The 26,913-nt window shown below is 64.8% G+C and carries 27 protein-coding genes and 1 pseudogene; 16 read left to right on the top strand and 12 right to left on the bottom strand.

The genetic code is table 11. The annotated features are described in order from the left end of the window. Nucleotides 1-59 precede the first annotated feature (59 nt). Both WJ16_RS10260 and WJ16_RS10255 read right to left on the bottom strand, forming a co-directional pair. Nucleotides 60-740 (bottom strand): Vgb family protein, encoded by a 681-nt coding sequence (locus tag WJ16_RS10260; protein WP_069258026.1) that lies wholly within the window; start codon nt 738-740, stop codon nt 60-62. A gap of 31 nt (nt 741-771) precedes the next feature. Next, a complete protein-coding gene (locus WJ16_RS10255; RefSeq protein ID WP_069256967.1) occupies nt 772-1,992 on the bottom strand; it encodes a DNA-binding protein in 1,221 nt (406 codons plus the stop codon). Nucleotides 1,993-2,106: 114 nt separating this feature from the next. On the opposite strand from WJ16_RS10255, the gene WJ16_RS10250 reads away from it, so the two are divergent. The 5 genes from WJ16_RS10250 to guaA all read left to right on the top strand — a co-directional run bounded on the left by WJ16_RS10250 (nt 2,107) and on the right by guaA (nt 7,816). Further along, the gene (locus WJ16_RS10250; protein WP_069256966.1) at nt 2,107-2,871 is read left to right on the top strand and encodes a DUF899 domain-containing protein; all 765 of its coding nucleotides are present in this window, start codon (nt 2,107-2,109) and stop codon (nt 2,869-2,871) included. A 30-nt stretch (nt 2,872-2,901) separates the two neighbouring features. Further along, nucleotides 2,902-3,720, top strand: coding sequence for a DUF2182 domain-containing protein (locus WJ16_RS10245; protein WP_069256965.1), 819 nt, complete (start codon nt 2,902-2,904; stop codon nt 3,718-3,720). 296 nt (nt 3,721-4,016) lie between these two features. Beyond that, nucleotides 4,017-5,477, top strand: coding sequence for an IMP dehydrogenase (gene guaB / locus WJ16_RS10240; protein ID WP_006488752.1), 1,461 nt, complete (start codon nt 4,017-4,019; stop codon nt 5,475-5,477). A gap of 6 nt (nt 5,478-5,483) precedes the next feature. Continuing rightward, nucleotides 5,484-6,089: a hypothetical protein gene (locus WJ16_RS10235; RefSeq protein WP_069256964.1), complete on the top strand. Its 606-nt coding sequence runs from the start codon at nt 5,484-5,486 to the stop codon at nt 6,087-6,089. A 107-nt stretch (nt 6,090-6,196) separates the two neighbouring features. Next, entirely contained in the window at nt 6,197-7,816 is a 1,620-nt protein-coding gene (gene guaA / locus WJ16_RS10230) for a glutamine-hydrolyzing GMP synthase (RefSeq protein ID WP_069256963.1), read from the top strand. Between the two features lie 22 nt (nt 7,817-7,838). On the opposite strand, the gene WJ16_RS34770 is transcribed toward guaA, so the two are convergent. Next, entirely contained in the window at nt 7,839-8,087 is a 249-nt protein-coding gene (locus WJ16_RS34770) for a hypothetical protein (RefSeq protein ID WP_157126750.1), read from the bottom strand. A 56-nt stretch (nt 8,088-8,143) separates the two neighbouring features. Here WJ16_RS34770 and WJ16_RS33085 point away from each other — a divergent pair, with 56 nt between their 5' ends. After that, the gene (locus tag WJ16_RS33085; protein ID WP_076605907.1) at nt 8,144-8,941 is read left to right on the top strand and encodes a tyrosine-type recombinase/integrase; all 798 of its coding nucleotides are present in this window, start codon (nt 8,144-8,146) and stop codon (nt 8,939-8,941) included. On the opposite strand, the gene WJ16_RS10225 is transcribed toward WJ16_RS33085, so the two are convergent. Further along, nucleotides 8,926-10,359 (bottom strand): aminotransferase-like domain-containing protein, encoded by a 1,434-nt coding sequence (locus WJ16_RS10225; RefSeq protein WP_069256962.1) that lies wholly within the window; start codon nt 10,357-10,359, stop codon nt 8,926-8,928. The genes WJ16_RS33085 and WJ16_RS10225 overlap by 16 nt on opposite strands. A 242-nt stretch (nt 10,360-10,601) precedes the next feature. Between WJ16_RS10225 and WJ16_RS10220 the strand changes: the two genes are divergently transcribed. The 10 genes from WJ16_RS10220 to WJ16_RS10175 all read left to right on the top strand — a co-directional run bounded on the left by WJ16_RS10220 (nt 10,602) and on the right by WJ16_RS10175 (nt 21,855). Continuing rightward, the gene (locus tag WJ16_RS10220) at nt 10,602-11,801 is read left to right on the top strand and encodes a pyridoxal phosphate-dependent aminotransferase (RefSeq protein ID WP_084636023.1); all 1,200 of its coding nucleotides are present in this window, start codon (nt 10,602-10,604) and stop codon (nt 11,799-11,801) included. Between the two features lie 259 nt (nt 11,802-12,060). Further along, nucleotides 12,061-12,789: a transporter substrate-binding domain-containing protein gene (locus tag WJ16_RS10215; protein ID WP_069256961.1), complete on the top strand. Its 729-nt coding sequence runs from the start codon at nt 12,061-12,063 to the stop codon at nt 12,787-12,789. Between the two features lie 8 nt (nt 12,790-12,797). Beyond that, nucleotides 12,798-13,673 carry a PhzF family phenazine biosynthesis protein gene (locus tag WJ16_RS10210; protein WP_069258024.1) on the top strand — a complete coding sequence of 292 codons (876 nt, stop codon included), beginning with the start codon at nt 12,798-12,800 and terminating at the stop codon, nt 13,671-13,673. Nucleotides 13,674-13,711: 38 nt separating this feature from the next. After that, on the top strand, nt 13,712-14,185 hold the full coding sequence (locus WJ16_RS10205) for an Lrp/AsnC family transcriptional regulator (protein WP_069256960.1): 474 nt from the start codon (nt 13,712-13,714) through the stop codon (nt 14,183-14,185). A gap of 148 nt (nt 14,186-14,333) precedes the next feature. Next, entirely contained in the window at nt 14,334-15,749 is a 1,416-nt protein-coding gene (locus WJ16_RS10200) for an aldehyde dehydrogenase family protein (protein ID WP_069256959.1), read from the top strand. A 78-nt stretch (nt 15,750-15,827) separates the two neighbouring features. Then, complete coding sequence (locus WJ16_RS10195) at nt 15,828-17,051, top strand: trans-sulfuration enzyme family protein (protein ID WP_069258023.1); 1,224 nt, start codon at nt 15,828-15,830, stop codon at nt 17,049-17,051. A 7-nt stretch (nt 17,052-17,058) separates the two neighbouring features. After that, nucleotides 17,059-17,967 carry a LysR family transcriptional regulator gene (locus tag WJ16_RS10190; RefSeq protein ID WP_069256958.1) on the top strand — a complete coding sequence of 303 codons (909 nt, stop codon included), beginning with the start codon at nt 17,059-17,061 and terminating at the stop codon, nt 17,965-17,967. A 134-nt stretch (nt 17,968-18,101) separates the two neighbouring features. Beyond that, nucleotides 18,102-18,905 carry an aspartate dehydrogenase gene (locus tag WJ16_RS10185; protein WP_084636022.1) on the top strand — a complete coding sequence of 268 codons (804 nt, stop codon included), beginning with the start codon at nt 18,102-18,104 and terminating at the stop codon, nt 18,903-18,905. 84 nt (nt 18,906-18,989) lie between these two features. Beyond that, entirely contained in the window at nt 18,990-20,471 is a 1,482-nt protein-coding gene (locus tag WJ16_RS10180; protein ID WP_069256956.1) for an aldehyde dehydrogenase family protein, read from the top strand. Nucleotides 20,472-20,538: 67 nt separating this feature from the next. Further along, on the top strand, nt 20,539-21,855 hold the full coding sequence (locus WJ16_RS10175; protein ID WP_069256955.1) for an MFS transporter: 1,317 nt from the start codon (nt 20,539-20,541) through the stop codon (nt 21,853-21,855). Between the two features lie 398 nt (nt 21,856-22,253). Here WJ16_RS10175 and WJ16_RS10170 read toward each other — a convergent pair whose 3' ends face one another. The 8 genes and pseudogenes from WJ16_RS10170 to WJ16_RS10135 all read right to left on the bottom strand — a co-directional run bounded on the left by WJ16_RS10170 (nt 22,254) and on the right by WJ16_RS10135 (nt 26,909). Continuing rightward, nucleotides 22,254-22,871 (bottom strand): 3'-5' exonuclease, encoded by a 618-nt coding sequence (locus WJ16_RS10170; protein WP_069256954.1) that lies wholly within the window; start codon nt 22,869-22,871, stop codon nt 22,254-22,256. A 136-nt stretch (nt 22,872-23,007) separates the two neighbouring features. Next, complete coding sequence (locus WJ16_RS10165; RefSeq protein ID WP_069256953.1) at nt 23,008-23,472, bottom strand: acetyltransferase; 465 nt, start codon at nt 23,470-23,472, stop codon at nt 23,008-23,010. A 104-nt stretch (nt 23,473-23,576) separates the two neighbouring features. Further along, entirely contained in the window at nt 23,577-24,068 is a 492-nt protein-coding gene (locus WJ16_RS10160) for an NUDIX hydrolase (RefSeq protein ID WP_069256952.1), read from the bottom strand. Between the two features lie 51 nt (nt 24,069-24,119). Next, nucleotides 24,120-25,004 carry an NAD(P)-dependent oxidoreductase gene (locus WJ16_RS10155; protein WP_069256951.1) on the bottom strand — a complete coding sequence of 295 codons (885 nt, stop codon included), beginning with the start codon at nt 25,002-25,004 and terminating at the stop codon, nt 24,120-24,122. A gap of 103 nt (nt 25,005-25,107) precedes the next feature. Next, a complete protein-coding gene (locus WJ16_RS10150; RefSeq protein ID WP_069256950.1) occupies nt 25,108-25,386 on the bottom strand; it encodes a gamma-butyrobetaine hydroxylase-like domain-containing protein in 279 nt (92 codons plus the stop codon). Next, nucleotides 25,383-26,378, bottom strand: coding sequence for a HEAT repeat domain-containing protein (locus WJ16_RS10145; RefSeq protein ID WP_069256949.1), 996 nt, complete (start codon nt 26,376-26,378; stop codon nt 25,383-25,385). Before WJ16_RS10145 ends, WJ16_RS10150 begins: the two co-directional genes overlap by 4 nt. A gap of 44 nt (nt 26,379-26,422) precedes the next feature. Then, nucleotides 26,423-26,614: pseudogene (locus WJ16_RS10140) on the bottom strand (ABC transporter substrate-binding protein); the annotation flags it as partial. 49 nt (nt 26,615-26,663) lie between these two features. Beyond that, nucleotides 26,664-26,909, bottom strand: coding sequence for a 4Fe-4S dicluster domain-containing protein (locus WJ16_RS10135; RefSeq protein ID WP_069256947.1), 246 nt, complete (start codon nt 26,907-26,909; stop codon nt 26,664-26,666). Nucleotides 26,910-26,913 lie beyond the last annotated feature (4 nt).

Raw genomic sequence — 26,913 nt, 5'->3', positions numbered from 1 at the left:
TCCGCGCACGGCGAGATCCCGGCGTGCCGCGTGCGCGGGCGATCGCGGCAGCCGATGGTTCATTCGTCAGCCGAATCGGGCGTTGCCCCTGCGTGTTTTCCCGGCGCTCGCGCCGGCCGGCGCACGGCGCGCAGCGTGCCGCTATTGCCGCCGCCGCAGTAGAAGCGGTCGTGGCCGTCGGATTCGAGCCCCGACACGCCGGCGCCCGGCGGCATGTCGACCTGCTCGAGCACCTCTCCCGTGCGCGGATCGACACGCCGCAGGTTGCTCTGGTCGGCCTCCCAGGTGCCGTGCCACAGCTCGCCGTCGACCCACGTCACGCCGGTGACGAAGCGGTTCGATTCGATCGTGCGCAGCACGGCGCCCGATTGCGGATCCACCTGGTGAATCTTGCGTTCGCGATACTGGCCGACCCACAGCGTGCCTTCGGCCCATGCCAGCCCCGAATCGCCGCCGCCGCCGGGGGCCGGAATCGTCGCGAGCACGCGGCCGGATTCGGGATCGAGCTTCTCGATGCGGTTCTCGACGATCTGGTACAGGTGGCGGCCGTCGAACGCCGTGCCCGCATGCGCGGCGACGTCGATCGAGCGGACGGCCGTGCCGCGTTCCGGGTCGAGCGCGTTCAGCTTGTCGCCGGATGCGTACCACACGTACTGCCCGTCGAAGGTGACGCCGTGTACGCCGTCGACGCCCGGAAACGGGCCGTATTCGCGAAGAATGTCTGCACTGGAGCGTTTCATGTTCGTCACCTCGTCGTTCGGTGAGGTCATCCTAGTCGCCCGGCAGCGGGGCAGGGAGTAACAAGGTCGTCGCGAAACCGGGCAGCGGCGGCGTCATCCATCGGCGTGCGCGGCCGCGGCCGAGCGGCTGGACCTTGTCCGCTTCGGCGAGCGCGTCGAGCGCGCGTTGCACGGTGCGCTGGCTCGCGCCGAGTGCCAGCGCCAGCGCGGAGCTCGACCACGCTTCGCCGTCGGCGAGCAGCGCGAGCACGGCCGCGTGGCGGTCATCGACCGGGCGCGCCAGCACGACGGTTTCGCGTACGCCGAGCGGTTCGAGCGCGAAGCCGCGCGGCGTGGCAACCACGTTCGCGAGTGGCCGCAGTACCGCGCGCAGCCGGCCGATCTCGACGCGCAGGCGCGCGCGATGCGACTCGTCCGCCAGTTTCGCGCGGAACGCGGCGGCGACGAGCGCGTTGCGCGACACGTCGGCCGGCCATGCCTCGCCGAGCGAGCGGGCGAGCACGAACAGCACGGGCCGCCGCGCGAGCGACACGGTCGTGCGCGCGTCGCGCACCGTGTGGCGGCACGCATCGACGACGAGCGCGTTCGACGCGAACAGCGTCTCGACTTCGTCGAGCTGCACGAGCCGCGACGTGCCGCGCGCGATGAGGCGCGCGGCCGGTGCGTCGAGCACGCGGGCCGCTGTGTCGACCTCGGCCGTCAGTGCGGCGATGCCGGCGTCGCGGGCCGCTGCGCGTGCCCGGGTGAGCGCCGCGCGGGCCGCGTGAGTCCGGATGCGGCGCATCGCGATGCCGGCCGCGATCAGCTCGTGCGCGGCGCGCGACGCGGGCGGCAGCGGCGCGGGATCGAGATTCGCGAGCAGTCGTTCGGCATCGTCGAGCCGACCGATCAGCAGCAGCCGGCGTACGCCGAGATAGCGCGCATGCGCGGCGTTCGCGTGGTCGCCGTGCGCGTCGAGCGTCGCGCACGCGGTATCGAGCGCGCGTGTCGGCCAGCGCAGGTCGCGCGACGCGAGCGCAATCTCCGCTTCGGCGACGACGCAGCGTGCACGCGCTACGGCCTCCTTCGGGCCGAACGCGCGGGCCGCGCCGCGCACGAGTGCGCGCGCGCGTTCGAAATCGCCGAGCTGCGCCATCGCGATCCCGCGCAGCGCGAGCGCCGGCGCATCGTCGCGCAGCGCGACGCGGTTCAGCGCGCCGAGCGCGTCACCGGCGGCGAGTGCGCGCGCGGCCGCGGTGATCAGTGAATCCATCCGAATCCCGACACACTTGTCACTCCCTCCGTTCCGATGCCCGCCCCTAATCTAGCACCACGCACACGGCACCGGACGCCGTGCCCGGTTACCCATCGGAAGGAGGAACCCGCCATGACGACCCATCTCACCGGAACGCGCGACGAATGGCTGGCCGCGCGCCGCGCGCTGCTCGACGCGGAAAAGGCGCTGACGCGGCAAAGCGACGCGCTCGCGCAACGGCGCCAGGCGCTGCCCTGGGTGCGCATCGACAAGACTTACCGGTTCGACACCGAGGACGGGCAGGCGACGCTCGACGACCTGTTTCGCGGCCGTTCGCAATTGCTCGTCTATCACTTCATGTTCGGTCCCGACTACAAGGCCGGCTGCCCGTCGTGCTCGGCGCTGGCCGATGGCTTCGACGGCTTCGCCGTGCACCTGGCGAACCACGACGTGACGCTCGCCGCCGTGTCGCGCGCGCCGCTCGCGAAGCTGCTCGCGTACCGGGAGCGGATGGGGTGGCGCTTTCCGTGGGCATCGTCGGTCGGCGGCGATTTCAACTTCGATTTCAACGTGTCGTTCACCGAAACGCAGCAGCGCGCGGGCGACGTCGAGTACAACTACGCGCGAGCGGGCCACGCGATGGACATGGACCCGCCGCCGGCGCCCGTCGTGCAGTTTGCGGCCACGTGCGGCACCGACGCGCTCACGTACTCGCGCGACCGGCCGGGGATGAGCGCGTTCGTGCGCGAGGACGGCAACGTCTATCACACGTACTCGACCTATGCGCGCGGGCTCGACGCGCTGTGGGGGATGTACCAGTGGCTCGATCGCGCGCCGCGCGGGCGCAACGAGGCCGGCCCGTGGTGGCGCCGTCATGACGAGTACGCGCACGGCTGAGCGCGGACCGGTAACGGACGGGCGCACGCGATGAGATGGCCGGCAACCGGCGACACGGACCCCGATCCGGTGGTATTCGGCGTGGCGGTCGGGGCCGTATTCGCCGTCGCCGCGATGGCGACGCTCGCGCAGTACGCGGCGATGGCCGCGATGGGCGCGGAACCGATGCCCGGCGGCGGGATGATCCCGGCCGCGTGGCTGCCGCCGTGCGGGTGGGGCGCCGGCCGCGCATTCGGCGCGTTCGCCGGGATGTGGGGCGCGATGACGGTGACGATGATGCTGCCCGTCCTTGCGCCGATGCTCTGGCGATATCGTCAGAGCATCGGTCCGCAGGCGGCGGTGCGCCCGGCCGGGCTCGTCGTTCTCGCGGGGGCCGGGTATTTCGCGGTGTGGATGACAGTGGGGGCGCTCGTGTTTGCGGCCGGCGCCGCACTGACGAGCGTTGCGGCGCGGTGGCCGTGGCTGGCCCGTGCGACGCCGTTCACGGCCGGCGCGGTCGTCCTGGCTGCCGGCGTTCTGCAATTCTCCGGATGGAAAGCACGGCGGCTGGCGTGCTGTCGGCACGACGCGACCTGCGCGCACCCGTCACGCGGGGACACCGGTGCCGCATGGCGGTACGGGGTGCGAGCCGCGTTGCGATGCGGGGCGTGTTGCGGGAACCTGATGACCGTCGCACTGGCCGTCGGCATGATGGATCTGCGCGTGATGGCGGCCGTGACGGTTGCGATCGCCGCCGAGCGTCTGGCGCCGGCCGGCGGGCGTATCGGCGTGCGTATCGCGCGGCTCGTCGGCTGCGTCGCGGCCGGCGGCGGCCTGGCGATGATCGCCCGCGGGGCCGGGCTGCTGTAATGCACGGAACGCGCGGAAGGCCCAGAAGGCGGGCCGGTCCGGCACGGCGCCGGGCCACCCATCATGCTCGCCGCCGCCGCCGCGTGGCCCGTCCGCAACAGCCGGGCGAGCCGTTTCGCGACCGTTTGCGCGAATGGGGCGATGCGGCGATGAAACGAAAGGCGATCGAAAACGATCCGAACGGCGATCCGAACGATTCGGCCCCCGAACGGCCGAAACCGGCTAAGCCGTTGTTCGTGTTGTGAAAATTCGCGGCGCTTCGCGTATAATTCGCTTTTGCGCCCATAGGATTTGCCATGCGTCTGATCCAAAAAGCACTCACTTTCGATGACGTGCTCCTCGTTCCCGCCTTCTCCGACGTTCTCCCGCGCGACACCAGCCTCAAGACCAAGCTGACCCGCAACATCTCCCTGAACATGCCGCTCGTGTCCGCCGCGATGGACACGGTCACCGAAGGTCGCCTCGCGATCGCGATGGCGCAGCAGGGTGGCGTCGGTATCGTCCACAAGAACCTCACGCCGGCCGAGCAGGCTCGCGAGGTCGCGAAGGTCAAGCGTTTCGAATCGGGTGTCGTCCGCGATCCGATCACGGTGCCGCCGCAGATGAAGGTGCGCGACGTGATCGCGCTGTCGCGCCAGCATGGCATCTCGGGCTTCCCGGTCGTCGAAGGCCCGCAGCTCGTCGGTATCGTCACGAACCGCGACCTGCGTTTCGAAACCCGCCTCGACGAGCCGGTCAAGTCGATCATGACGCCGCGCGAGCGTCTCGTCACCGTCAAGGAAGGCACGCCGCTCGCCGAAGCGAAGGCGCTGATGCACAGCCACCGCCTCGAGCGCGTGCTGGTCGTCAACGACGCGTTCGAACTGCGCGGCCTGATGACCGTCAAGGACATCACCAAGCAGACCGAGCACCCGGACGCGTGCAAGGACGAACACGGCAAGCTGCGCGCAGGCGCGGCGGTCGGCGTCGGCCCGGACAACGAAGAGCGCGTCGAGCTGCTGGTGCAGGCCGGCGTCGACGTGATCGTCGTCGATACCGCACACGGCCACAGCAAGGGCGTGCTCGAGCGCGTGCGCTGGGTCAAGCAGAACTTCCCGCACGTCGAAGTGATCGGCGGCAACATCGCGACGGCCGCCGCCGCGAAGGCGCTGGTCGAATACGGCGCGGACGCCGTCAAGGTCGGTATCGGCCCGGGCTCGATCTGCACGACGCGGATCGTCGCAGGCGTCGGCGTGCCGCAGATCAGCGCGATCGCGAACGTCGCGGAAGCGCTGAAGGGCACGGGCGTGCCGTGCATCGCCGACGGCGGCGTGCGCTTCTCGGGCGACGTGTCGAAGGCCCTCGCGGCCGGCGCGAACGCGGTGATGATGGGCAGCATGTTCGCGGGCACCGAAGAGGCGCCGGGCGACGTGTTCCTGTATCAGGGCCGCCAGTACAAGTCGTATCGCGGCATGGGTTCGGTCGGTGCGATGAAGGACGGCGCGGCAGACCGCTACTTCCAGGACAACTCGGCGAACATCGACAAGCTCGTGCCGGAAGGCATCGAAGGCCGCGTCGCATACAAGGGTTCGGTCAACGCGATCCTGTTCCAGCTGGTCGGCGGCGTGCGCGCGAGCATGGGCTACTGCGGCTGCAAGACGATCGACGAGCTGCACGAGAAGGCCGAATTCGTCCAGATCACCGCCGCGGGCATGCGCGAGTCGCACGTGCACGACGTGCAGATCACGAAGGAAGCGCCGAACTATCACGTGGACTGATCGCCGATGAAACCGCTGCTGCGAGCCGTGCTGGTCATCGATGCCGTGCTGCTGCTGGCGTTCGGCGTGCTGTTCGTGCTGACGCCCTGGCAGTCGCTCTTCAATGCGCTGCAACTGGCGACCATCCAGCCGGCGATGCTCGGCCAGGCGTTCGGCATCGCGTTGCTCGGGCTCGCGTGGCTCGCGTTTCACGCGGCGTTCAACGGCGATCTCACGGCGCCCGTCGCGCGTTCGGTCGGCCACGTGTACTGGCTGACCGGCGTGCTGACGATCGTCTGGTCGATCGGCACCGGCAGCGGTCCCGCGCTCGCGGCCGCCGGCCGCGTGCTGTCGGCGATCGCCGGGGTCGCGCTGATCGTGCTCGGCCTGGGTGGCGTGCGGCTCGCATCGGCCGTCCGCCGGCGCGAGAAAGCGCAGGCGCTCGACGCGCGCGCACCGGCGCAGCGTCCGGCCGAGCCGGCGCCGGTGTCGTCACCCGCGTCGTCGCCGCAGCGTGTCGAGCCCGTCGTCAGCCGTCCCGCGGCGCCGGCTGCATCGTCGCCGGCTTCATCCGGTTCCGGCTCATCGTCAGGCGGTATCGCGCTCGACGAACGCCCGCCGATGCGGGACTGACCGGCCATGCGTCGCGCGTGCCGCCTGCCGCCCGACGTCGCTGTCCATGCTTTTGACGCAGCGCTCGATGCGCTGCTTTTCTTATTCTCTTCATCCCGTCCGCAGCCATGCACGACAAAATCCTGATTCTCGACTTCGGTTCGCAAGTCACTCAACTGATTGCGCGACGCGTGCGCGAAGCGCACGTCTATTGCGAAATCCATCCGAACGATGTGTCCGACGACTTCGTCCGCGAGTTCGCGCCGAAGGCGGTGATCCTGTCGGGCAGCCACGCGAGCACGTACGAAGACCATCAGCTGCGCGCGCCGCAGGCCGTGTGGGATCTCGGCGTGCCGGTGCTCGGCATCTGCTACGGCATGCAGACGATGGCCGTGCAGCTCGGCGGCAAGGTCGAGTGGAGCGACCATCGCGAATTCGGCTACGCGGAAATGCGTGCGCACGGCCATACGCGCCTGCTCGACGGCCTCGAAGATTTCAAGACCGACGAAGGCCACGGGATGCTGAAGGTCTGGATGAGCCACGGCGACAAGGTTGCCGAGCTGCCGCCGGGTTTCGCGCTGATGGCGTCGACGCCGAGCTGCCCGATCGCCGGCATGGCCGACGAGGCGCGCGGCTACTACGCGGTGCAGTTCCACCCGGAAGTCACGCACACGGTGAAGGGCCGCCAGATCATCGAACGCTTCGTGCTGCAGATCGCCGGCGCGAAGCCCGACTGGATCATGAAGAACCACATCGAGGAAGCCGTCGCAAAGATCCGCGAGCAGGTCGGTGACGAGGAAGTGATTCTCGGCCTGTCGGGCGGTGTCGATTCGAGCGTCGCCGCCGCGCTGATCCATCGCGCGATCGGCGACCAGCTCACCTGCGTGTTCGTCGATCACGGCCTGCTGCGCCTGAACGAAGGCAAGATGGTGCTCGACATGTTCGAGGGCCGCCTGCATGCGAAGGTCGTGCACGTCGACGCATCCGACCAGTTCCTCGGCCACCTGGCCGGCGTGACCGATCCGGAAGCGAAGCGCAAGATCATCGGCCGCGAATTCGTCGAGGTGTTCCAGGCCGAGGCGAAGAAGCTGTCGAAGGCGAAGTGGCTCGCGCAGGGCACGATCTATCCGGACGTGGTCGAATCGGGCGGCACGAAGACGAAGAAGGCGACGACGATCAAGAGCCACCACAACGTCGGCGGCCTGCCGGAAACGCTCGGGCTGAAGCTGCTGGAGCCGCTGCGCGACCTGTTCAAGGACGAAGTGCGCGAGCTGGGTGTCGCACTCGGCCTGCCGCCGGAGATGGTGTACCGCCATCCGTTCCCGGGCCCGGGCCTCGGCGTGCGGATTCTCGGCGAAGTGAAGCGCGAGTACGCGGACCTGCTGCGCCGTGCCGACGCGATCTTCATCGAGGAACTGCGCAACACGACCGCGACCGCGCAGGATGCGGCTGCGGGCCTGTGCGGCGAAGCCGATGTCGGCAAGAGCTGGTACGACCTGACGAGCCAGGCGTTCGCGGTGTTCCTGCCGGTGAAGTCGGTGGGCGTGATGGGCGATGGCCGCACGTACGACTACGTGACGTCGCTGCGCGCGGTGCAGACGACCGACTTCATGACCGCACACTGGGCGCACCTGCCGTACGCGCTGCTCGGCCGTGCGTCGAACCGGATCATCAACGAGGTGCGCGGGATCAACCGTGTGGTGTACGACATCTCGGGGAAGCCGCCGGCGACGATCGAGTGGGAGTAGGCGGTAGAAATTCACAATGGAATCAATGACTTATGGCGATGAACTCAAAATTTTCTTTGCTGGTCGTTTCGTTGTAAGTCATTGATATAGAAGAAAAATTTTTGAAGATTCCGGAGGCAGCCGGGCCGTTGTGTTCCGCAAATTGACGGTATGGCGGACGGTATGCGCCGAATGCACGATTGCGACTCGATGATTTACCGGCAGCGCGATTCGGCCGCGACGGTAAAATTCTTTTGAAAAAGCTAGGCGTGGTGCGGGTTTGCGGGCACATCGAGGGCTCGTGGTTGGTGACGGTAAAAGGTGTACCAACCACGAGTACGAGAAACGATGCTCACCGAATTTGCACTCCGCAACCTTAAGCCCCGCACAGCCCCGTACAAGATCGCCGACCGCGACGGTATGTACGTCGCAGTATTTCCGGCGGGCACCATTTCCTTTCGATACGACTATCGCATTAACGGGCGGCGAGAAGCGCTGACAATCGGCCGCTATGGTCGAGGTGACATCTCGCTGGTGTTGGCGCGGGAAAAGCTGCTGGACGCCCGTCGTGCCGTCCGTGAAGGCAGGTCGCCGGCAGTGGAAAAACAGAGGGGAAAGCAGCGGCGCGCCTTGGCGAAGACCTTTGGTGAATGGGCTGCTAGCTGGCCGCGGATAAAAGCGCGCCGGTCCCACAACGTATATTTGTCCCGTCAGTCGATCGCCACCATGGTGGCCTTGCATACATGCGCGGCAGGCTCCCGATATGTGCTGCCTTCCCGCTATGCCGCGGATCGATGCGTGTCCAACGCCACGTTGAATCGGGGCATGCAGATGGTTGCCGAACGGGCGAAAACGGCTGGACTGCCATTGGAGCCATTCACCGTCCATGACTGCTTGAAGCGAACCGGCTCAACGCTGCTAAGAGAAGCAGGTGTCAATTGCGACTGGATCGAAAAGTCTCTGGCGCACGGAAGGGATGGACGATATTCGCGGGCGGTGTACAACAAGTCCCAGTATGCCGTGCAACGTTGGGTGGATATGGTCGATGCATGGGTACATGGAGGTGGATATAGGCTGAATCTGCTGCCTTCTGATATGGGTATCTCACCACGTGGTCTCCCCCTCGACAGTCAGCGGCCGAGCTGACGTGACGCGAGCTTTCCCAATTGTCGGACACCGTTCTCCATGCGGCTGTTCCACTCGTAGGCGGCGCTCAGGCGCAGGCAGTTTCGGAAGCGTCGGCTGGCGGAGAAGACGTCTCCAGGTGCGAAGCAGATTCCGTGCTCCAGCGCCTCGTCGAAGAGCGCGCGCGAATCGAAGGGTTTGGGCAGTTCGAGCCAAAGAACGAACCCGCCCGCTGGTTGGCTTACCTTGGTGAAGGACGGAAAATTTTCCTCGATGGCGCGCGTCATGCGTGTGAGGTTTTCATCGAGTAGGCGCCGTAAGCGTCGCAGATGTGAATCATAGGCTCCGCTCTCGAGAAAATCGGCGAGTGCCACCTGAGGCAGGGCGGGGCAGCACAGGCTAAACGCCAGCTTGCGTTCCATAGCCTTCTGCACGCGTGTTCCGGCGGCGATCCAGCCGATTCGATATCCCGGCGCGAGGCTTTTGGAAAATGAGCTGCAGTAGATCGTATTGGCACCTCCGTCGAGGGCGATGAAAGGCTTGGGCCGTTCGCTGCCGAAATGGATATCGCCATAGACATCGTCCTCGATCAGCGGCACGCCGTTTCGCGCCAGCAGTTCGAGAAGTGCGAGCTTGTCCGCTTCCTCCATCGCGGAACCGAGGGGGTTACTGAATGTCGAGGACAGCACGCAAGCCGCGACCGAGCCGGCTTCGAGGATACGGGCAAGGACACCGACGTCTACACCGCGGGTCGGGTCAGTCGGCAATTCGAGCGCCTTCAGGCCAAGTACTTCCAGCGTATGTAGTAAGCCGAAATAAGTAGGCGATTCGACAGCGATCGTATCGCCGTGCCTGGCCACCGTGCTGAGCGCAAGTGCCAGGGCTTCGGTGCAGCCGTTCGTGACGAGTATGTCGTCCGGTGAAAGCACATGCCCGAAACGCATTGCACGCCTCGCTATTTCCTGACGCAGGCGCGGGTCGCCGTACGGAGGGGAATAGACGTTGTAACGCGTGCCTTGCTGTCGCGCGACCCGGGCCAGCGCCAGATCCAGCCGCTTCGACTCAAGCAATGCCGGGTCGGGCACTGCACAGCCCAGCGGAACGAGCGCGGAGTTTGCGGCATGCTCGAGCAACACTGAGACGGCACCGCTAATGGACACGGTCGACGGCTTGGCACGTGCGCGCGACGTCGACGGCAGCGCAAGCATGCCGCGCCGTGCGGCTGCGACGTAGAAGCCCGATTGTGGGCGTGCGACCAGCACGCCACGATCCTCGAGCAGCCTGTATGCCTGTAGCGCCGTGGAAACGCTGATGCGGTGCTGTTCGCTGAACGCACGCACCGACGGTAAGCGTGTACCCGGCACAAGCGTGCCCTTGTCGACCATTCCGACGATGAGATCGGCCAACTGTTGGTATCGGTACGGAGAGGACGTTTCCATGCAATGTTCTCGTGTCGGGGCATGGCGCGATTATCGGTCCGGAATCTGTCGCGCGACAAGCTGAATTGTGATGGTCTAGATTCGATAAATTGTGACTGTTATGGTCGTCGCCAGGGCGCTACGATACAGATGTCCCGATCGCGTCTGAACGACTTCGGAGACATCGGAATCGTAGCGCCGCGCGCACGGTATCCGGAGTGGATCGTTCAACACGGCAAACAGCGCAAACGAGAGACATTCGCATGAACACTTTCGATCAGGATTCCGATCTGGTCCGTCAAGCTGACCCCGGCGGAGTTCCTGCCGGCGCGTGGAAGGGGCGATTCCCTTACAACGAAATTGTTTCGTTGCTCGACGTGAATCGATTGTTCAACCTGGCAGAGAGTACGTCCCAGGATCTGACCGTCGGGGAGGTTCTGGACCTGGCCGGCATCGAGTCGATTCGCGCACTCAAGCTCGGCTACAGCAAATCCGCGGGCGCCGGTTTACTTCGCGACGCAATTGCGCAGACCTGCAAGATTCCTGCCGAGCAGGTCATCACGACGCAAGGCACGGCGCTCGGGCTCTTTCTGCTTGCATTCGAAGTGTGTCGCCCCGGGGACGAGGCGGTATTGGTGATGCCGTGTTTCCCGCCGTGCCGCGACGGTTTGCTTGGCGCCGGTGTGACAGTACGGGAGGTTCGCTTGTCCTTCGAAAGCTGCTATCGGCTGGACTTGGACGGGATCGCCGCGAGCCTGTCGCCGAAAACGAAACTGGTGAGTCTTGCATCGCCACAGAATCCGTCCGGTATTCAGACGTCACGCGCCGATATCGAGAAACTGCTTGGGTTGATGGCGCGTCGCGCGCCGGACGCGATTCTGTTCGTCGACGAAACCTACCGTGAGGCGAGCTATGGCGACGCGGCAGTGGTCAACAGCGTTGCCGGCCTCGATCCGCGAATCGTCACCGGTGCGTCGGTGTCGAAGGCGCTCGGCGCGCCTGGGTTGCGAACCGGCTGGCTTACCGTAGGCGACGCCGATCTCCGTGCGCGTTTAACCATCGCCAAGATGAACACCGTCATCTCGGGGTCGGTACTCGACGAAACGTTGGCTGCGTCGTTGCTGATGCATCGGGAAGCGGTGCTCGCGCCGCGTCGGCGATTGCTCGCAGGCGCGCTAGACGAACTTGCAAACTGGTGTGCGCGCGAGGCACGGCGAATCGAGTGGGTGCGGCCCGATGCGGGCGCGCTGTGCTGCCTGCGTATGCGGGCCGATGCTCTGGACGCCGCGGCTGTTTCGCGCTTCTGGGCCGTGCTTCCCGACTATGAATTGCAGCTTGCGTCGGGCGTCTGGTTCGGCGAAAGCGATCGCGTTTTTCGGCTCGGTTTCGGCTATTTGCCGCCTGAACGGCTCGGATCTGCACTGTCCGCGCTCTCGATGGCGCTCGACAAGGCCGCCGCTTGATCGCCGCGTCACCGTGAGGATGTCAGTCCCGGTGACGGGCGTGCGAACGTGGTGGGTGCTTGGGCGCGGCAACGAGTTGCCCCGAGCGCGGCGGGGCGCGTACTCACCGGAACTGCAACGGCGGGAGGTATGCCGATGAAATTGATTAGATTGGGTCCACCCGGTCAAGAGCGGCCTGGAATGATCGACGTCAATGGCGAGCATACCGTCGGTCAGGTCTGCCATCGAAATATTCACCGTTGAAACCAGGAGAACGATCATGAAAGTCAGTCTTGCCTATATCGAGGAGCCGCCGTTCTACTGGACCGGCGACGATCGCTCGCCGACCGGCGCGGATATCGAGGTCGCGAATGTGGTCCTGCACGCTATCGGCGTCACGACCATCGACTACCGGTTGACGTCATTCGAGGAGCTGCTTCCCGGTGTCAGCGAGGGCCGCTGGGATATGAACGTGCCGATCTTCGCGACGGCCGCTAGGGCTGAGCGTGTTGCGTTCAGTGTGCCGGTCTGGTCGCTGGGCGATGGCTTCGTGGTCCATCGGGGCAACCCGAAGGCGCTGACGAGCTACGAAGCGGTGGCAAAGCGGGGCGACGCGAGGCTGGGCCTGATTCCAGGGCAGATCCAGGTCGATTCCGCGAAGGCTGCGGGCGTGGGTGATTCCCAGGTCACGCTGTTCAGGGACCAGCCCGACGCACTCGCCGCGTTGCTGGCGGGAAAGATCGATGCGTTTGCGGCGACGGCCGTCGGCAACAGGCGCGTTGCACAAGCGAATCCCGAACTGGAGGCCGTCGCCCATGCGTCGGACGCGACAGGGAATGCGCCGGTCGGCGCATTCTCGTTCAGCAAGCGGAATCATGATCTTCTGCGCGCGGTGAACGAGCAACTGCGCCTGTATCTCGGGTCGCCCGATCACCGCGCGCGGATGGCGAAGTATGGGATCACTGCGACCGAGATCGATGGTGTCGTGACCGGTAACGCGCCGAAGTGACGCCGGTTATGAATCGCCGCTACGAGGTAGTCGACGTATTCACTTCCCGACCGCTACGGGGTAATCCCGTGGCGGTGGTGCTCGACGCGCAAGACCTGTCCAGCGAAACGATGCAGGCAATTGCGCGGTGGACGAACCTGTCGGAAACGACTTTTGTACTGCCACCCACCGATACGCAGGCGGACTATCGGTTGAGGATATTCACCCCACGTAGCGAACTGCCGTTCGCCGGACATCCAACGCTGGGTAGCGCGCATGCGGTTCTGAAGAATGGACATATCGCACCACGCCATCCCGGCCGGCTGATACAGCAATGCGACGTCGGTCTAGTCGAAGTGACGATCGACGAACGGGATGGCGGGCGTGAGCTTTCCTTCAGCTTGCCGCCCGCGAAGATCGAGACATTGAGCCCGGACGACGTTATCGAGCTCGAACGTATTGTCGGATGCCGGGTGGACACCCTGCATGCGCCAGCCACCGTGGATGTCGGCCCGGTCTGGGTGGTCGCCCATCTCCCTGATGTGGCGACCGTTCTCGACTTGCGTCCGGATCTGACTGCCTTGGCAGCGTTCGAGCGCCGCACCGGCGTGACCGGTCTAACCGTATTCGGTCGTCACGAGCAGGGAAATCTGACGATCGAAGTGCGCACCTTCGCGCCTTCCTGCGGCGTGGACGAAGACCCGGTTTGCGGGAGCGGTAATGGCAGCGTCGCCGTCTACCAGTGGGCGCAGCGCATCTTGCCGCCTGACGGGTGCGAGTACCTTGCTACCCAGGGCCGCTGCGTCGGTCGAGACGGGAAGGTCAAGGTCAGGTTGGATGGGCAGGGGCACGTCTGGATCGGGGGCGCCTGCGTCAGCTGTGTGGAAGGGGTCCTCGCTGCTTAACGGACCGATCAAGACTCCGACGGGTTCAAGAGAACATCATGAAGCGCGGACTCGACAGAGTCGATACGAAAATCCTGTCGCTGCTGACTGAGAAAGCACGCCTTTCGCACAACGTTATCGCCATGTCAGTCAATCTGTCCCGCAACGCCGTGAGGCTTCGGATCGAACGACTGGAGCGTGACGGATACATCCGCGGGTACACCATTCGCCACGGCTCACCGGAAGCAGATTCGGCGCCGATCAGGGCTTTGATGTTCATATACCGGAAGGACCGGATGCGCGGGGGCGAAGTGATCGCGTATGTGCGGACCGTTCCGGAAGTGGTGGCCTGCGACGTAATGAGTGGCGAACTCGATGTCCTCCTGCATATCGAGGCGACCAGTCCCGAGCGCATACACAAGCTGTGGGAGGAAGTTGCCGCGCTGCAGGGGGTGCTCGACACGGTCACTTCGTTTGTCTTGACCCGCTCGAAGGACTCGCGCTCATGTCGAACGGATATGGTGCCGACATGAGCGATATGTCGCGTCGGCGAGCGGAACGCTCGCAACTTCGATCAGTTCGACCGATGCCTGGTGGCAGTGAGCGCGGATACCATGCTTACGAGTATTCATCGCACGTCGTCTGCATTCGACATCGAGCAACGACAGGAGCCCCTGCGCTATGAACATGCCTGAATTTCCTATCGAGACGCCGCAAGGATTCATCACGGTGACCAATCCCTTCGACGGCGTCGAAGTGGGGACCGTGGTGAATATTCCGCCCGAGGGTGCGTCGACGCTGGTCCAGGCCGCGAAAGACGGCGCGTGCGTTTGCCGCAATTTGTCCCGTTACGACCGTGCCCGCGTGTTCGAGACGTGCGCATCGCTGGTCGAGCGCGACAAGGACACGTTTGCCGAGCTGATTGTCGCGGAAGCCGGCAAGACGATCAGGCAGGCCGCCAAGGAAGTGATGCGCTGCGTCAACACGCTCAAGCTGTCCGCCGATGAAGCACGCCGCAATAGCGGCGAAGTCATCCCGTTCGACGCCTATCAGGGATCGGAAAGCCGGCAGGGATGGTTTTCCCGCGAGCCGCTCGGCATCATCGTCGCGATCACCCCGTACAACGATCCGCTGAATCTCGTTGCGCACAAGCTTGGACCTGCGATTGCCGGGGGCAACTCAGTGATCCTCAAGCCATCCGAACTTACGCCGCTGTCCGCCATCAAGCTCGTCAATTATCTGGTGGCCGCAGGCTTGCCATCGAACGTCGTTTCGGTTGCCACCGGCGGTGCCGCGCTAGGCGAAGCACTCGTCTCGTCGCGCGACGTGAGAATGGTTTCTTTCACAGGCGGGTTCGTGACAGGCGAGAAGATCGCCCGCTCGGCCGGCCTGAAAAAGCTCGCGATGGATCTTGGCGGCAATGCGCCTGTCATCGTCATGGGCGACTGCGAGCTCGAACGCGCGGTCGAATCATGCATCTCCGGCGCTTTCTGGGCAGCGGGTCAGAACTGCATCGGTACGCAACGCATACTGATCGAATCACGCATCTACGATGCGTTCAGGGAGCGCTTCGTGGCCGGCGCCCGAGTGCTGAAATATGGCAACCCCGCACTCGCAGATACCGACGTCGGCCCGATGATCAACGCACAGGCCGCGGCACGTACGAAGCAGATCGTGGACGCGGCGATCAGCAAGGGCGCGCGACTGCTCTGCGGAAATGCGCTGGACCGCTCGACATACTCGCCGACCGTGCTTGAGGAGGTCGATTTCGAATGTGATCTTTGGCGGCGGGAGGTGTTCAGCCCGGTTGTCGTGTTGCAGCGGATCGAGACGCTCGACGAGGCGCTTGCGCTTGCCAATGATCCCGAATACAGCCTCCATGCCGGCATCTTCACCGAGAACCTGAAGACTGCGCTCAAGGCTGCGAAGCAGCTGGAGGCGGGCGGCATCATGATCAACGACTCTTCGGACTATCGGTTCGACGCGATGCCGTTCGGCGGGTTCAAGTATGGCAGCCTCGGACGCGAGGGCGTCCGGTTCGCCTATGAGGAAATGACGCAGCCGAAGGTCGTGTGTATCCGGAACATGCACGAATAGTCCGGATGCGCGGATCTGCTTTCACGGAGAGGCCGGAATCCGGGAGTTTCAATCTGCTTTTATCGAATGAGGTGGAAGATGGCAACGAAGAACATTCGACCGCGGCCCGACAAGCAAGATCCGGCGACTCTATCCTTCGACAGTCAGGCCGTCCATGCAGGGAATGTCGTTGATGCGACCACAGGTGCGATCAGGACGCCGATTGTGATGGCGAATTCGTATCGATTGCCCGATGATCCGTCGTCGCTCGATTGGTCCGATGCGCAAGCACTGTTCTATACCCGCAATCTCGGTCACAACCAGCGCTGCCTCGAGCGCAAGCTGGCTGCGATGGTGCGGGGCGAGGACGCGGTCGTTTTCAGCACGGGTGTCGCCGCGCTACATGCGATATTTTTCACGTTCCTGAGAAGTGGCGATCACGTCGTCGTCAGCGACGTGACCTACGAAGCCGTATGGCGTCTCTTCAGCGAACTGCTCCCGGCTCGTTACGGAATCGAGGCGACATTCGTGGATATCAGCGACTTCGATGCGGTTCGCAGCGCACTGCGTCCGACAACGAAGCTGATTCATGCGGAGACGATCGCCAATCCCACTACGAAGGTGACAGACGTTGCAGCGATCGCGGCGATTGCGCGCGATGCCGGTGCCCTGTTTTCGATCGATGCGACCTTCACGCCACCGCCGATGTTTCGCGGGTTCGAACATGGCGCTGATTTCGTCGTCCACGCACTCACGAAGTACATCAATGGACATGGCGACGCCATGGGTGGCGCTGTCATCGGACGATCGGAACATGTCGGTCGACTGAAGGGGGATGCTCTCGTCGACGTAGGGGGATCGATCTCCCCCTTCAATGCCTGGTTGATCACGCGCGGCTCTGTCACCCTGCCGCTGCGCGTGGCGCGGCACATGTCGACGGCAATGGCGGTTGCGGCATTTCTGGACCAGGACCCGCGCGTCACCTTCGTGGCGTATCCAGGGCTGCCGTCTCATCCGCAGCACGAGCTCGCGTCGCGCCAGTTTGCCGGCACAGGTTATGGTGCTGTCATGGCTTTCGCCGTGGCGGGCGGCCCGGACGTACAGAACCGCTTCGTGGCGGCGCTACGTGTCATCACATCGGCAGTATCGCTCGGACACGACGAGTCGCTGATTGTGCACGTCGGAAAGGACGGGCGGGGCGGATCGACGTCCTACCCGGAAGCCTTCAGGCAATACGGCCACCTGCGGCTGTCTATCGGTCTGGAAGATCCCGCCGACCTGATCGCGGATATCGCTGCAGCGCTGGACGAAACGTTCGCGTGAACCTGCCATGATCCAGCCCCAGTCACTCAAGTATTTCGCCGAGGTCGCGCGCACGGGGTCGTTGAGACAAGCATCCGAAACTTTCTTTGTCGCGCCCAGCGCAATCAGCAAGCAGATCAGCAATCTGGAAACGGAGTTGGGCGCCACATTGTTCGATCGTTCGCCACGGGGCGCGATGCTGACGGCGGCCGGGAAGCTTCTGCTTGATTACGTCAATGCAAATTCGCGCGATGTCGAACACCTGCAGGCTGCGCTGGACGACCTGAGCTCCCTGCGTCACGGGGTAGTGCGTGTTGCGCTGGTCGAGGCGGCTGTGCAGAGCTTCATGCCGGATTTGATGACCGAGTTTTCTCGGAATCACCCCGGTATAACTATCCATCTTGACGTCTGCGGCACCGCGCAAATCGTCGATGCGCTTGTCAATCGGCGCGTGGAAATCGGTATGGCTTTCAATGTCCTCAACCGAGACGATCTCAGTCTTCACGGCCGCTCGACCCAGCCGGTGCAGATGATCTGCCGGCCGGAACATCCGCTGGCCGGCAGGGAAGCGGTATCCATGTCAGATCTGGCGACGTATCGGGTGGCACTGCCGACGCGCGCTTTCGGGATCCGTTACTTGATCGAAAAGGCCGCCGCGCGGGCAGACGTCTTGCTGGACGTCTCAGTCGAGGCGAACTCGCTACAGGTGATCAAGAACCTCGTGATGCGGTCGGATATCGTCAGCTTCATGCCGCCTCTCACGCTAACGCAAGAGACGGCGGATGGCGGACTGCTCGCCATACCGCTCGTCGATCGAGATGCCGAATCGGCCAGCATCGACGTGATTTCTTCACGCGGCCGAGAGTTGTCCGTTGCGGCCCGGACTTTTCTGAGTTCACTGCTTCGGCACCTCAGGACACCTCGTACGCATCCTTGAATCCACACGGGAGTGTTCTGATTTTGTGATGCATGTCGTGACTTTCAACTCCTTCCTCGGAAAATTGACTTCGCATTTAATGCATTCATGACGCGGCGGCCACCCTGGACGCCGCAGATCGAGTGAGGAATGTGATGAAGGTCGGGTTGATCGGATGCGGTGCCATTGGCACGCAGCTAGTGGATTTGCTGGGTAAGCATGTGCCGGGCGTCCAGGTCGAGGCCGTCTATGAACGCGCCGGATATCTCGAGGGCGTCGGCACGGCCCCGGGCCAGAACGTTCGCATTGTCGAGCATCTCGACGACTTTCTGGGGCGCGGTCCGGATCTCGTCGTTGAGTGCGCTGGCCATCGAGCATTGCGCGAACTGGGGCCCTCCATCCTGGCCGCCGGGCGAGACCTGCTCGTCGCCTCGGTCGGCGCACTCGCCGAGCCTGCGCTCGAATCATCGTTGATCGAAGCCGCCAAGGCCGGCCGCGCGCGATTGCGCATTCCGTCCGGCGCGCTGGGCGGGCTCGATGTGCTCGGAGCGGCGAAGCTCGCCGGCCTGAGCGACGTTCGCTATGAAGCACGCAAGGCGCCTGGCGCCTGGCGCGGTACTCCCGCCGAAACGCGTGTAGCGCTTGGCGAGGTCGCCGTGCCCTCTGTCTTTTTCGAAGGCACGGCGCGAGAGGCAGCACGCTTGTTTCCCCAGAACGCCAATGTCGCGGCGGCCGTGGCCCTTGCCGGACTCGGCTTCGACCAGACCAGGGTGGTGTTGTATGCCGATCCTTCCGTTACGGGAAACACGCATCGCATTGTCGCCGAGGGCGATTTCGGTCACATCGACGCTGTCGTCATGGGCAAGACGCTGCCCGCCAATCCCAAGACGTCGATGCTGGCGCCATACAGTCTCGTCCGCGCAATTGCAAACCTCGACCAGACCCTGGTCGTTGCCTGATCGACCAATCGCTTCCCCCTGAACGATGCATGAGATGCGCTCGCGATCATGCAGTGGAATTCACACAATAAATATGGAGTACGTATGGAAACGAATCTGAATGAGCATCACGCCGACACGGACACCGTGCGGAATCCGTACGACAACACCGTGGTCGGTCATATGCCGGTATCGGATGCGGACGCCGTCGAGAGGTCCATCGCGCGTGCGCAGGCGGCGTTCGAAATCATGCGTCGCATGCCGCGCTTCATGCGTGCGGACATTCTTCTTCGCGCGGCCGACCTGATCGAGTCTCGACGTGACGAGTTCGTGCGCACCATCGCGGCTGAATCGGGAAAACCCCTGTACGACGCACGAGGGGAGGTCTCCCGCGGCGTCTTCAATTTGCGTAATGCCGCAGCGGAAGCGCGACGCAGCCACGGTGAGGAAATTCCGCTCGACGTCGACGCCGGAGTTTTCGAGTACCAGACTACCGATTCGAGTGGCCGTGTGGCGGCGCTGTCCCGTCTCGATGTCGAAGCGCTGGCGGGCATGCGCCGCCGGGTGGGCATCGCACGGCGTTTCCCGATCGGCCTGGTGCTGGCGATATCGCCTTTCAATTTTCCGCTCAATCTCGTTCTGCACAAGGTGGCGCCGGCTATCGCGGTGGGCAACGCTGTCGTGCTGAAGCCTGCCCCGCAGACGCCGCTGACCAGTCGGCTCCTTCAGGAGGTCATGCGCGATGCCGGTTTGCCCGAGGGCGCGCTGGAGGTTTGCCATTGCACCATCGCGCACGCGGAAGCCATGGTGCGTGACGAACGTTTTGGGATGGTGACCTTCACCGGAAGCGCCAAGGTCGGCTGGCATATCAAGTCGATCGCGGGACACAAGAAGGTGGCACTGGAGCTGGGTGGCAACGGCGCGGTGATCGTAGCGGAAGACGCCGATCTCGATCTCGCTGCTGCACGCTGCGTGCGCGGTGGTGTGGTGTTTGGAGGCCAATATTGCATCGGCGTCCAGCGCATTCTCGTGCACGAAAGCGTCCGTGCGCAGTTCGAGGAGAAACTGCTGGAGCACGTCCGGGCATGCCGGGTTGGCAATCCCATGGAGGAGGGAATCGACGTCGGTCCGGTGATCGACGAAAAGTCCGCGGCACGCATCCAGGACTGGATCGATGCGGCACGGGAGCAGGGCGCGCGCCTGCTGGCCGGCGGCCCGCGCGTCGGCGCTGTTGTGCAGCCCACGGTGTTGGCTGATACCCGACCGGGCATGCTCGTCGAGGATGAAGAGATTTTCGGCCCCGTCCTCACGCTCAACAGCTATCGCAGCTTCGACGAGGCGCTCGCGCGCGCCAACGATTCTCGCTATGGCCTGCAGGGTGGCCTGTTCACGCGGGATCTGCAACGTGCGTTCCTGGCGCTCGAGACCTGGGACGTCGGTGGGCTGATGATCAATGACGTCCCGATTTACCGTATCGACAACATGCCGTTCGGTGGCTGGAAGCAATCGGGCACGGGCCGTGAGGGCACGCGCTACGCGATGGACGAGATGTCGGAAATCAAGTTGCTGGTGGTCAACTACTCGTGACGGTCACTCGCGCGTTTCGCGGATCGGGTGCGAAACGCACGTTCCACATCTCATTCCTGGAAACGATATGTCGACGTCTTCCCTCAATGTTTCGGTCGGCGAACGCGAAGCAGATACGCAGACTTCACGCAGCCTCTATCGGAAGCTCACGTGGCGGTTTGCTCCGTTCTTGTGCCTGTGTTTCTTTGCCGCATTTCTGGACCGCGTGAATGTGGGGATTGCAAAGCTGCAGATGCTGGATTCCCTCGGGTTCAGCAACACGATCTATGGACTCGGCGCCGGTCTGTTCTTCGTGGGTTATATCCTGTTCGAGGTACCCAGCAACCTGGCCCTGGAAAAAGTTGGCGCGCGGTTCTGGATAGCCCGAATCATGGTGACATGGGGGCTTCTGTCCGGTGCGACGATGTTCGTGAAGACACCTGGTCAGTTCTACGCCGTGCGATTCCTGCTTGGCGTGGCGGAAGCCGGTTTCTTGCCAGGGGTGCTGCTTTACCTCACCTACTGGTTTCCCGATGCACGGCGTGGCCGGATCGTTGCGCTGTTTATGGTCGGTCTGCCTATGGCGAGTCTGTTTGGCGCCCCGTTGTCGGGCTGGATTCTGTCGTCCTTCGACGGCGTGCAGGGCCTGCAGGGCTGGCAATGGCTCTTCGCTCTCGAGGCACTTCCTTCGGTGGTCCTCGGTGTGCTCGTCTATGTTTGCTTGCCGCGGACACACCAGACGGCGAGCTTCCTGACTTCCGACGAGCTCGTGCAACTCGAACAGGACATCGGAACTGATCGCGGTGAGAAAAAGGGCCATCGTCTGGCGCAGGCGTTCAGCGATCCGAAAGTGTGGGCAGTCGGGTACCTCGATCTTTGTGTGCTGCTGTGCTTCTACTCGATCAGTTTCTGGATGCCCACCATGCTGCGAGATGCGGGTGTCGAAAGCGCGAGCGAAATCGGTGTTTTGATGGCCATCCCCAACGCGCTGGCGGTTGTTCTGGTTCTGGTCGCCGGGAGCAGCTCCGATCGATTTCAGGAGCGTCGATGGCATGTCGCGGTGCCGTTTCTGTGCGCGGCGATCGGCCTGATCACAAGCGCGCTGTTTCCGGGTAACGTCGTCGCGATCGTGCTGCTGCTCTCGATTGCAAACGCTGGCGCGGCGGCAGCCATGCCAGTGATCTGGTCTCTCCCGTCAACTTTTCTTCAGGGTACGGCAGCGGCGGCCGGGATAGCGTTTGCGTGCTCGATCGCCAACCTCGGCGGTTTTGCCAGCACGTATTTTCTTGGCTGGTTGAAGGACCTGACCCGCAGCATGGCAACCGGGATGATCATATTTGGCGTCTGTCTGCTGCTTGGATGCCTGCTTGCTCTGGCGATGCCTAAGCGAACGGTCAACCGATGACCAACAATGTCGGCGCGTTTAGCGCTTGTCATAGGCGTTTGCGCAGTCGCAGCGTTTGAATGCACGGCGTCCACCAGGTCCGCTTGGGGGTATGGGGTTCCACAGGTCGCGGAAACGACGGGTGCCATGGCCAGCCGGGGCGCCCGGAAACATCCGCAGCCCGACGTTGCCCGGACGGGGATCTTTGCGCTGCATTGCGGTTGTAACCGGTAAGGAGGACCGCGTTCGCAAGAGCCTGACGGTATCGCGTTAGCAAGTGGCCCGCCAGGGCAGTCAGTTTTCGCGCTTTTCAAACACAGCGGGTGTGGATTCTCCAGCGCGGTCCGGCGAAAGCTGTTAAGTGCCAGGCCGTTTTCGCAGGCGGATTGCGCCGGTCGGCACCGTCGCACCCCGGATACTCACGCGTGCGACGCGACGAGCGAACGCAGGTAGGTCGGTACTTTCGCCTTCGCCGTCGCCTGCACCCGTGTCATGAGCGCGTGATCGATCCGGCCCAGCCCGTAAGTGCGCGCAATGTCGTGCTGCAACCGGCACCACAGATGGCCAGCCATTTCGGCATCGACCATCGCCCGGTGCGCACGGCCCGATTGGGGCAGTCGCAGCATATCGACCAGGCTCGACAGGCGGTGACTCCTGGCATCCGGGTAGATACGTCGTGCGACGAGCATCGTGCACGCAAACGCGTGCTCGGCCGACATGCCGAGCAGGCCCAGTTCGGACTGCCAGAACCGCTTGTCGAAACCGGCGTTGTGGGCGACGACCGCATGCTTGCCGACGAACGCCGCAGCTTCCTTCATGACGGTCGACGCCGGCGGCGCCGATGCGATCATCTCGTTGGTGATGCCCGTCAGCGCGACGACATCGGACGGGATGCGTCTGCCTGCATTCATCAGGCTCTGGAAACGGTCGACGACCTGTCCGTCCCGGAGCAGGATGACGGCAATTTCGGTCGCACGGTCGCCCATGTTCGGCGAAAGTCCGGTTGTTTCGAAGTCCAGTACCGCAACGGTTTGCATGGTCGAATCCTGTTGCTTCACGCGGTGTCGTTCAGAGTGGCCGAGAGGGTAGCATCTTCGGGCACGCGACAGAGTCGTTCTGCGCGGGAAATGATCCTCCGTGACGCGGCGACATGATCTCCCGCGCCGGCCGCGGTCATGCGCGCGCCGGGGAAGAGGGCAGTGTCGCGCGATAGCGCAGGTGAATCAGCGAATAAGCGCGCCCCTGTCCGTCGAGCGCCGATCGCCCGCAGCGCTCGAAGCCCAGCCGTTCGTAGAATCCCGCCGCCGCTTCGTTCTGCTCGTTGACGTCGGTCGACAGGTCGGGATGGCGCCTGAGCGCCTCTTCCACCAGCAGGCGCCCGACACCCGCACCGTGATGAGCGGGATCGACGAACAACGCTTCCATGTGACTGCCGTCGAGCAGCATGAACCCGATCGCACGGTCGGTCTCGTCGACGGCGAGGTCGAGCGGCGCACCGGGCAGAAATGCGACGGCTTCGGATTCGATCGCGCGACGGTCGTCGTCGCTCAGGAAGTGATGCGTGGCATCGACCGCGTTGCGCCAGATATCCAGCACGCGTGTGCGGTCTGCTTCGGTGGATTGGCGAATGCTGATCATGGGTTGGCCCATCCTTGATTTGTAATTTGAAGTTCGGCGGGAGGCCGGCACCGTCACGACTCCGACCGGCCGCTCGCAACGGGAGCGGGAAAGACGCTGGCGTGTCAGGAACGGGCGGGACGCGGCAGGCTGCCAAGGGCCGCCGCCCGCTCGATCGCTCGTTGAGCGACGTCGCGAACGCCCGCGCTCATTGGCACGTCATCGCGATCGAGTTCGGCGAGAGCGAACCAGCGCGCGTCGAGCGCATCGTCGCCGGCAGCCGGCGTGCCGCGCAACCAGCGGCACAGCACCGCGACCATGACGAAATGCAGGCGCACGTCGCCGGCAGCATCGTAATCGAACGCATCCAGTGCGGTAAAGGCGTCGAGTGCCTCGACGTCCACGGTCGTTTCTTCGGCGATTTCGCGCACGACCGCATGCGCAATCGATTCCCCCGCTTCGATCTTGCCGCCGGGAAAGCCCCAGCAGCCCGCATCGGGCGGATTGGCGCGGCGTACCAGCAGCACGTCGCGTTCGCGCAGGACGATGCCGATCACGGCAGGCACCGCGCGGACGGACGCCGTGACGGCGATCGGGGAGCGGGTCGAATCGGACATGGGTTGTCTATGCGCGGACGCGTTCGGTCGGGTGCGGCGAGCGGTGGCGATTCATCGCGCGTCGTCGGTGCGCCGCTCGATCGCGCGGATCACGGCGACCATGTCGTCCGCGCCATGTCCGGCCTGTTCGGTCTCGCCATACAGCGCGTGACAGATGTCGAGCAGCGGCGACGCAATGCCGATACTGCGCGCGGATTCGGCGACGAGTCGCGCATTTTTCAACACGTCGGTGATCGCGGCCTGCACCGAGAAATCGTCCGCGACGAGCTTGCCGAGCTTCACGCGCGACACGTCGCTCGCCATCGGGCCCGCGTTCAGCACGTCGGCGAAGCGGGCGAGATCGATGCCGTGACGTTGCGCGAAATGCGTGGCTTCGGTGAGACCGGTGACCATCGTGATCAGGAACAGGTTCACGGCGAGCTTCATCGTCAACGCCGCCGGCACGTCGCCGCACACGAAGCTGTCGCGGCACAGCGGCTTCACGAGCGGGCGGACGGCGTCGACGTCGTCCGGTGCGCCCGCGAGCATCACGACGAGCTGGCCGGCCTCGGCCGGCTTGCGCGACCCCGAGACGGGCGCTTCGACGTAACGGCCGGACGCCGCCGCGATTTCGTCGGCCAGCGCGCGCGAATACTCGGGCGGATGCGTGCCCATGTTCACGATCGTATGTCCGGCGACGCGGTGGCCGAAATCGGTCGTGCCGCGCGCAAGGACCGCATCGGTCGCCGCGTCGTTCGCGAGCATCAGGATCACGGTGCGGCACGATGCGAACACGTCGTCGACGTGCTCGGCGACGCGCGCACCGGCGTCACGCAGTGCGTCGTCGTTGCCGTGCGACCGGCTCCACACGACGAGCGGCGTGCCGGCCCGCGCAAGATTGAGCGCCATCGGCGTGCCCATCACGCCGAGGCCGATGAATCCGACTGCGGTTTGCATGTTCTGGCTCCCACGACGGGTGGAGACGATCGTGGGCGTCAGTATCGCAGCGTTTTCGTACGCCTGCCATTGCGCCCGCGCGAGCGCTGCCGCGTCGAAGCCGCTACGCGAAGTCGGCCAGGTACGGCCACGGATAGATGCCGCGCGCATGGCCGTCGCCGAACAGGAAGCGGATGCCGTAGCCGAGCGCTTCCACGCCGTCCAGCGTCAGGCCGGGCCGCGCGTCGATCCGGCCGCCGTCGAACCGGATCTTGCGGCATTCGGCGCACGGGCATGCGCTGCGCAGCCGTGCATAGTCGATGCGCTGCGTATCGCCGTCGGGCCAGCGCAGGGTTAGCGCGCGCGCCGGATGATCGAGTGCGATTTCTGTCGGTGCGATCATCGCGGCGCGTCGTCGATTTGCCGGATCGCGATCCGCACGGCCTTGCGGACTTCCGGGTCGCGATCTTCCAGCGCAGCGTGCAGCGCGGGCAGCGTCGCCCGGTCGCGCAATTCGCCGAGCGCGAGCGCCGCTTCCTTGCGAAGATTGCTGATCGTATGCGAGAGCAGTGCGGCGACGGCCGGTGCCGCGGCCGCGTCGCGCAGTTGTCCGAGCGCGCGCGCGGCCCGCAGGCGCACTTGCCAGTAGTCGTCGTCGAGCGCGGCGACGAGCGGCTCGCGCGCGGCCGCGATGCGCAGCTTGCCGAGCGTGGCGGCCGCTTCCTCGCGCACCTGCCATGCGGCGTCGCGCAGCGCGGCAAGCAACGCGGCGGCGGCGGCTGCGTCATCCGCCGCCGCGAACCCGATTGAGCCGACCGCGGCGCGCCGGACGTCCGCTTCGGCGTCCGTCGTCGCGACACGTGCGAGCGGCGCCAGCGCGCGCGTGTCCCGCAGCCAGCCGAGCACGACGACCGCCTCCGCGCGGACGGCAGCGGTGTGTGCGTCGAGTGCGCGCAGCGCGGGCGCAAACGCGTCGGGGTCGCGCAATTCGCGCAAACCGCGCAGCACCGCACCTTGCACGAACGGCTCCGGCCTGTCGGTCCAGCCGCACAGCACGGCACCCGATGCTGCGTCCTTCAGTTCGGACAGGCTTTGCGCGGCGGCGGCGCGCACATGCTCGTCCGGATCGAGCAGCGCGCGGCACAGCGCATCGACGACATCGGGCTGCTCCCACGCGCCGAGCACGCGCGCAGCTTCGCTGCGCACGTCGGCCGAAGGATCGTCGCGCAGCGCCGCGATGAACGACGGCACGAGTTCGGGCGCCTCGAGATCGGCGAGTTCGAGCAGCGCCACGCGGCGCACCGGCGCATCGGGGGCGGCGAGGCGCGCGACAAGCGCGGCGTGGTCGGCGGCCGGCACGCCGGGCAGCGGGAAAGCGGAGGAAGAGACGGTCATGGGAGCGAGGTCGGGGCAATGAGTGGGCGGGTAGGCGTGCTCAGGTACTTGCCGGTGCGCGGCAGGTACGTGTCGAGCCGATGCGGTTCGCGGATCGGCAGGCGGCCGGTTGCGCAGTCGATCGTCGTGTCCTGCGTGCCGATCGCCACGCGGATCGTCTCCGCCTGCGCGAAACCGGTGGCCGTGATCGCGGTCGATGCGGCAAGCAGGCGGAACATGCGTCGCGTTCCTTTCATGTGTCGTGCGTTCGATGAAAAGGGATCGATGCGCCGATGGCGCGTCGTTTCAGCGCAGCAGATAAGGGATCTCGACCTTGACCGCGCCGGTCGGGCAGTCGCGCTCGCACGGCATGCAGTACCAGCATTCGTCGAACTGCATGTAGGCCTTGCCTTTGGTCAGGTCGATCGCTAGCAGGTCGAGCGGGCACACGTCGACGCAGACGGTGCAGCCCTTGTCGGCGATGCACAGGGCCTCGTCGATCGTCACGGGGGCGCTGCTGCGCTGGAAGATGTCGTGCGGGGTATGGGGCATGGCA

The organism is Burkholderia metallica (assembly GCF_001718555.1).
In the GTDB taxonomy this organism is placed as follows: Bacteria; Pseudomonadota; Gammaproteobacteria; order Burkholderiales; family Burkholderiaceae; genus Burkholderia; species Burkholderia metallica.
The sequence above is the reverse complement of the archived record's forward strand: the minus strand, read 5'-3'. Positions and strand labels throughout refer to the sequence as shown.

Excerpts from the sequence above, each read along its gene's own strand:
- WJ16_RS10260 (WP_069258026.1), bottom strand. The coding sequence starts at position 740 with ATGAAACGCTCCAGTGCAGACATTCTTCGCGAATACGGCCCGTTTCCG.
- WJ16_RS10255 (WP_069256967.1), bottom strand. The coding sequence starts at position 1,992 with ATGGATTCACTGATCACCGCGGCCGCGCGCGCACTCGCCGCCGGTGAC.
- WJ16_RS10250 (WP_069256966.1), top strand. The coding sequence starts at position 2,107 with ATGACGACCCATCTCACCGGAACGCGCGACGAATGGCTGGCCGCGCGC.
- WJ16_RS10245 (WP_069256965.1), top strand. The coding sequence starts at position 2,902 with ATGAGATGGCCGGCAACCGGCGACACGGACCCCGATCCGGTGGTATTC.
- guaB (WP_006488752.1), top strand. The coding sequence starts at position 4,017 with ATGCGTCTGATCCAAAAAGCACTCACTTTCGATGACGTGCTCCTCGTT.
- WJ16_RS10235 (WP_069256964.1), top strand. The coding sequence starts at position 5,484 with ATGAAACCGCTGCTGCGAGCCGTGCTGGTCATCGATGCCGTGCTGCTG.
- guaA (WP_069256963.1), top strand. The coding sequence starts at position 6,197 with ATGCACGACAAAATCCTGATTCTCGACTTCGGTTCGCAAGTCACTCAA.
- WJ16_RS34770 (WP_157126750.1), bottom strand. The coding sequence starts at position 8,087 with ATGTGCCCGCAAACCCGCACCACGCCTAGCTTTTTCAAAAGAATTTTA.
- WJ16_RS33085 (WP_076605907.1), top strand. The coding sequence starts at position 8,144 with ATGCTCACCGAATTTGCACTCCGCAACCTTAAGCCCCGCACAGCCCCG.
- WJ16_RS10225 (WP_069256962.1), bottom strand. The coding sequence starts at position 10,359 with ATGGAAACGTCCTCTCCGTACCGATACCAACAGTTGGCCGATCTCATC.
- WJ16_RS10220 (WP_084636023.1), top strand. The coding sequence starts at position 10,602 with ATGAACACTTTCGATCAGGATTCCGATCTGGTCCGTCAAGCTGACCCC.
- WJ16_RS10215 (WP_069256961.1), top strand. The coding sequence starts at position 12,061 with ATGAAAGTCAGTCTTGCCTATATCGAGGAGCCGCCGTTCTACTGGACC.
- WJ16_RS10210 (WP_069258024.1), top strand. The coding sequence starts at position 12,798 with ATGAATCGCCGCTACGAGGTAGTCGACGTATTCACTTCCCGACCGCTA.
- WJ16_RS10205 (WP_069256960.1), top strand. The coding sequence starts at position 13,712 with ATGAAGCGCGGACTCGACAGAGTCGATACGAAAATCCTGTCGCTGCTG.
- WJ16_RS10200 (WP_069256959.1), top strand. The coding sequence starts at position 14,334 with ATGAACATGCCTGAATTTCCTATCGAGACGCCGCAAGGATTCATCACG.
- WJ16_RS10195 (WP_069258023.1), top strand. The coding sequence starts at position 15,828 with ATGGCAACGAAGAACATTCGACCGCGGCCCGACAAGCAAGATCCGGCG.
- WJ16_RS10190 (WP_069256958.1), top strand. The coding sequence starts at position 17,059 with ATGATCCAGCCCCAGTCACTCAAGTATTTCGCCGAGGTCGCGCGCACG.
- WJ16_RS10185 (WP_084636022.1), top strand. The coding sequence starts at position 18,102 with ATGAAGGTCGGGTTGATCGGATGCGGTGCCATTGGCACGCAGCTAGTG.
- WJ16_RS10180 (WP_069256956.1), top strand. The coding sequence starts at position 18,990 with ATGGAAACGAATCTGAATGAGCATCACGCCGACACGGACACCGTGCGG.
- WJ16_RS10175 (WP_069256955.1), top strand. The coding sequence starts at position 20,539 with ATGTCGACGTCTTCCCTCAATGTTTCGGTCGGCGAACGCGAAGCAGAT.
- WJ16_RS10170 (WP_069256954.1), bottom strand. The coding sequence starts at position 22,871 with ATGCAAACCGTTGCGGTACTGGACTTCGAAACAACCGGACTTTCGCCG.
- WJ16_RS10165 (WP_069256953.1), bottom strand. The coding sequence starts at position 23,472 with ATGATCAGCATTCGCCAATCCACCGAAGCAGACCGCACACGCGTGCTG.
- WJ16_RS10160 (WP_069256952.1), bottom strand. The coding sequence starts at position 24,068 with ATGTCCGATTCGACCCGCTCCCCGATCGCCGTCACGGCGTCCGTCCGC.
- WJ16_RS10155 (WP_069256951.1), bottom strand. The coding sequence starts at position 25,004 with ATGCAAACCGCAGTCGGATTCATCGGCCTCGGCGTGATGGGCACGCCG.
- WJ16_RS10150 (WP_069256950.1), bottom strand. The coding sequence starts at position 25,386 with ATGATCGCACCGACAGAAATCGCACTCGATCATCCGGCGCGCGCGCTA.
- WJ16_RS10145 (WP_069256949.1), bottom strand. The coding sequence starts at position 26,378 with ATGACCGTCTCTTCCTCCGCTTTCCCGCTGCCCGGCGTGCCGGCCGCC.
- WJ16_RS10135 (WP_069256947.1), bottom strand. The coding sequence starts at position 26,909 with ATGCCCCATACCCCGCACGACATCTTCCAGCGCAGCAGCGCCCCCGTG.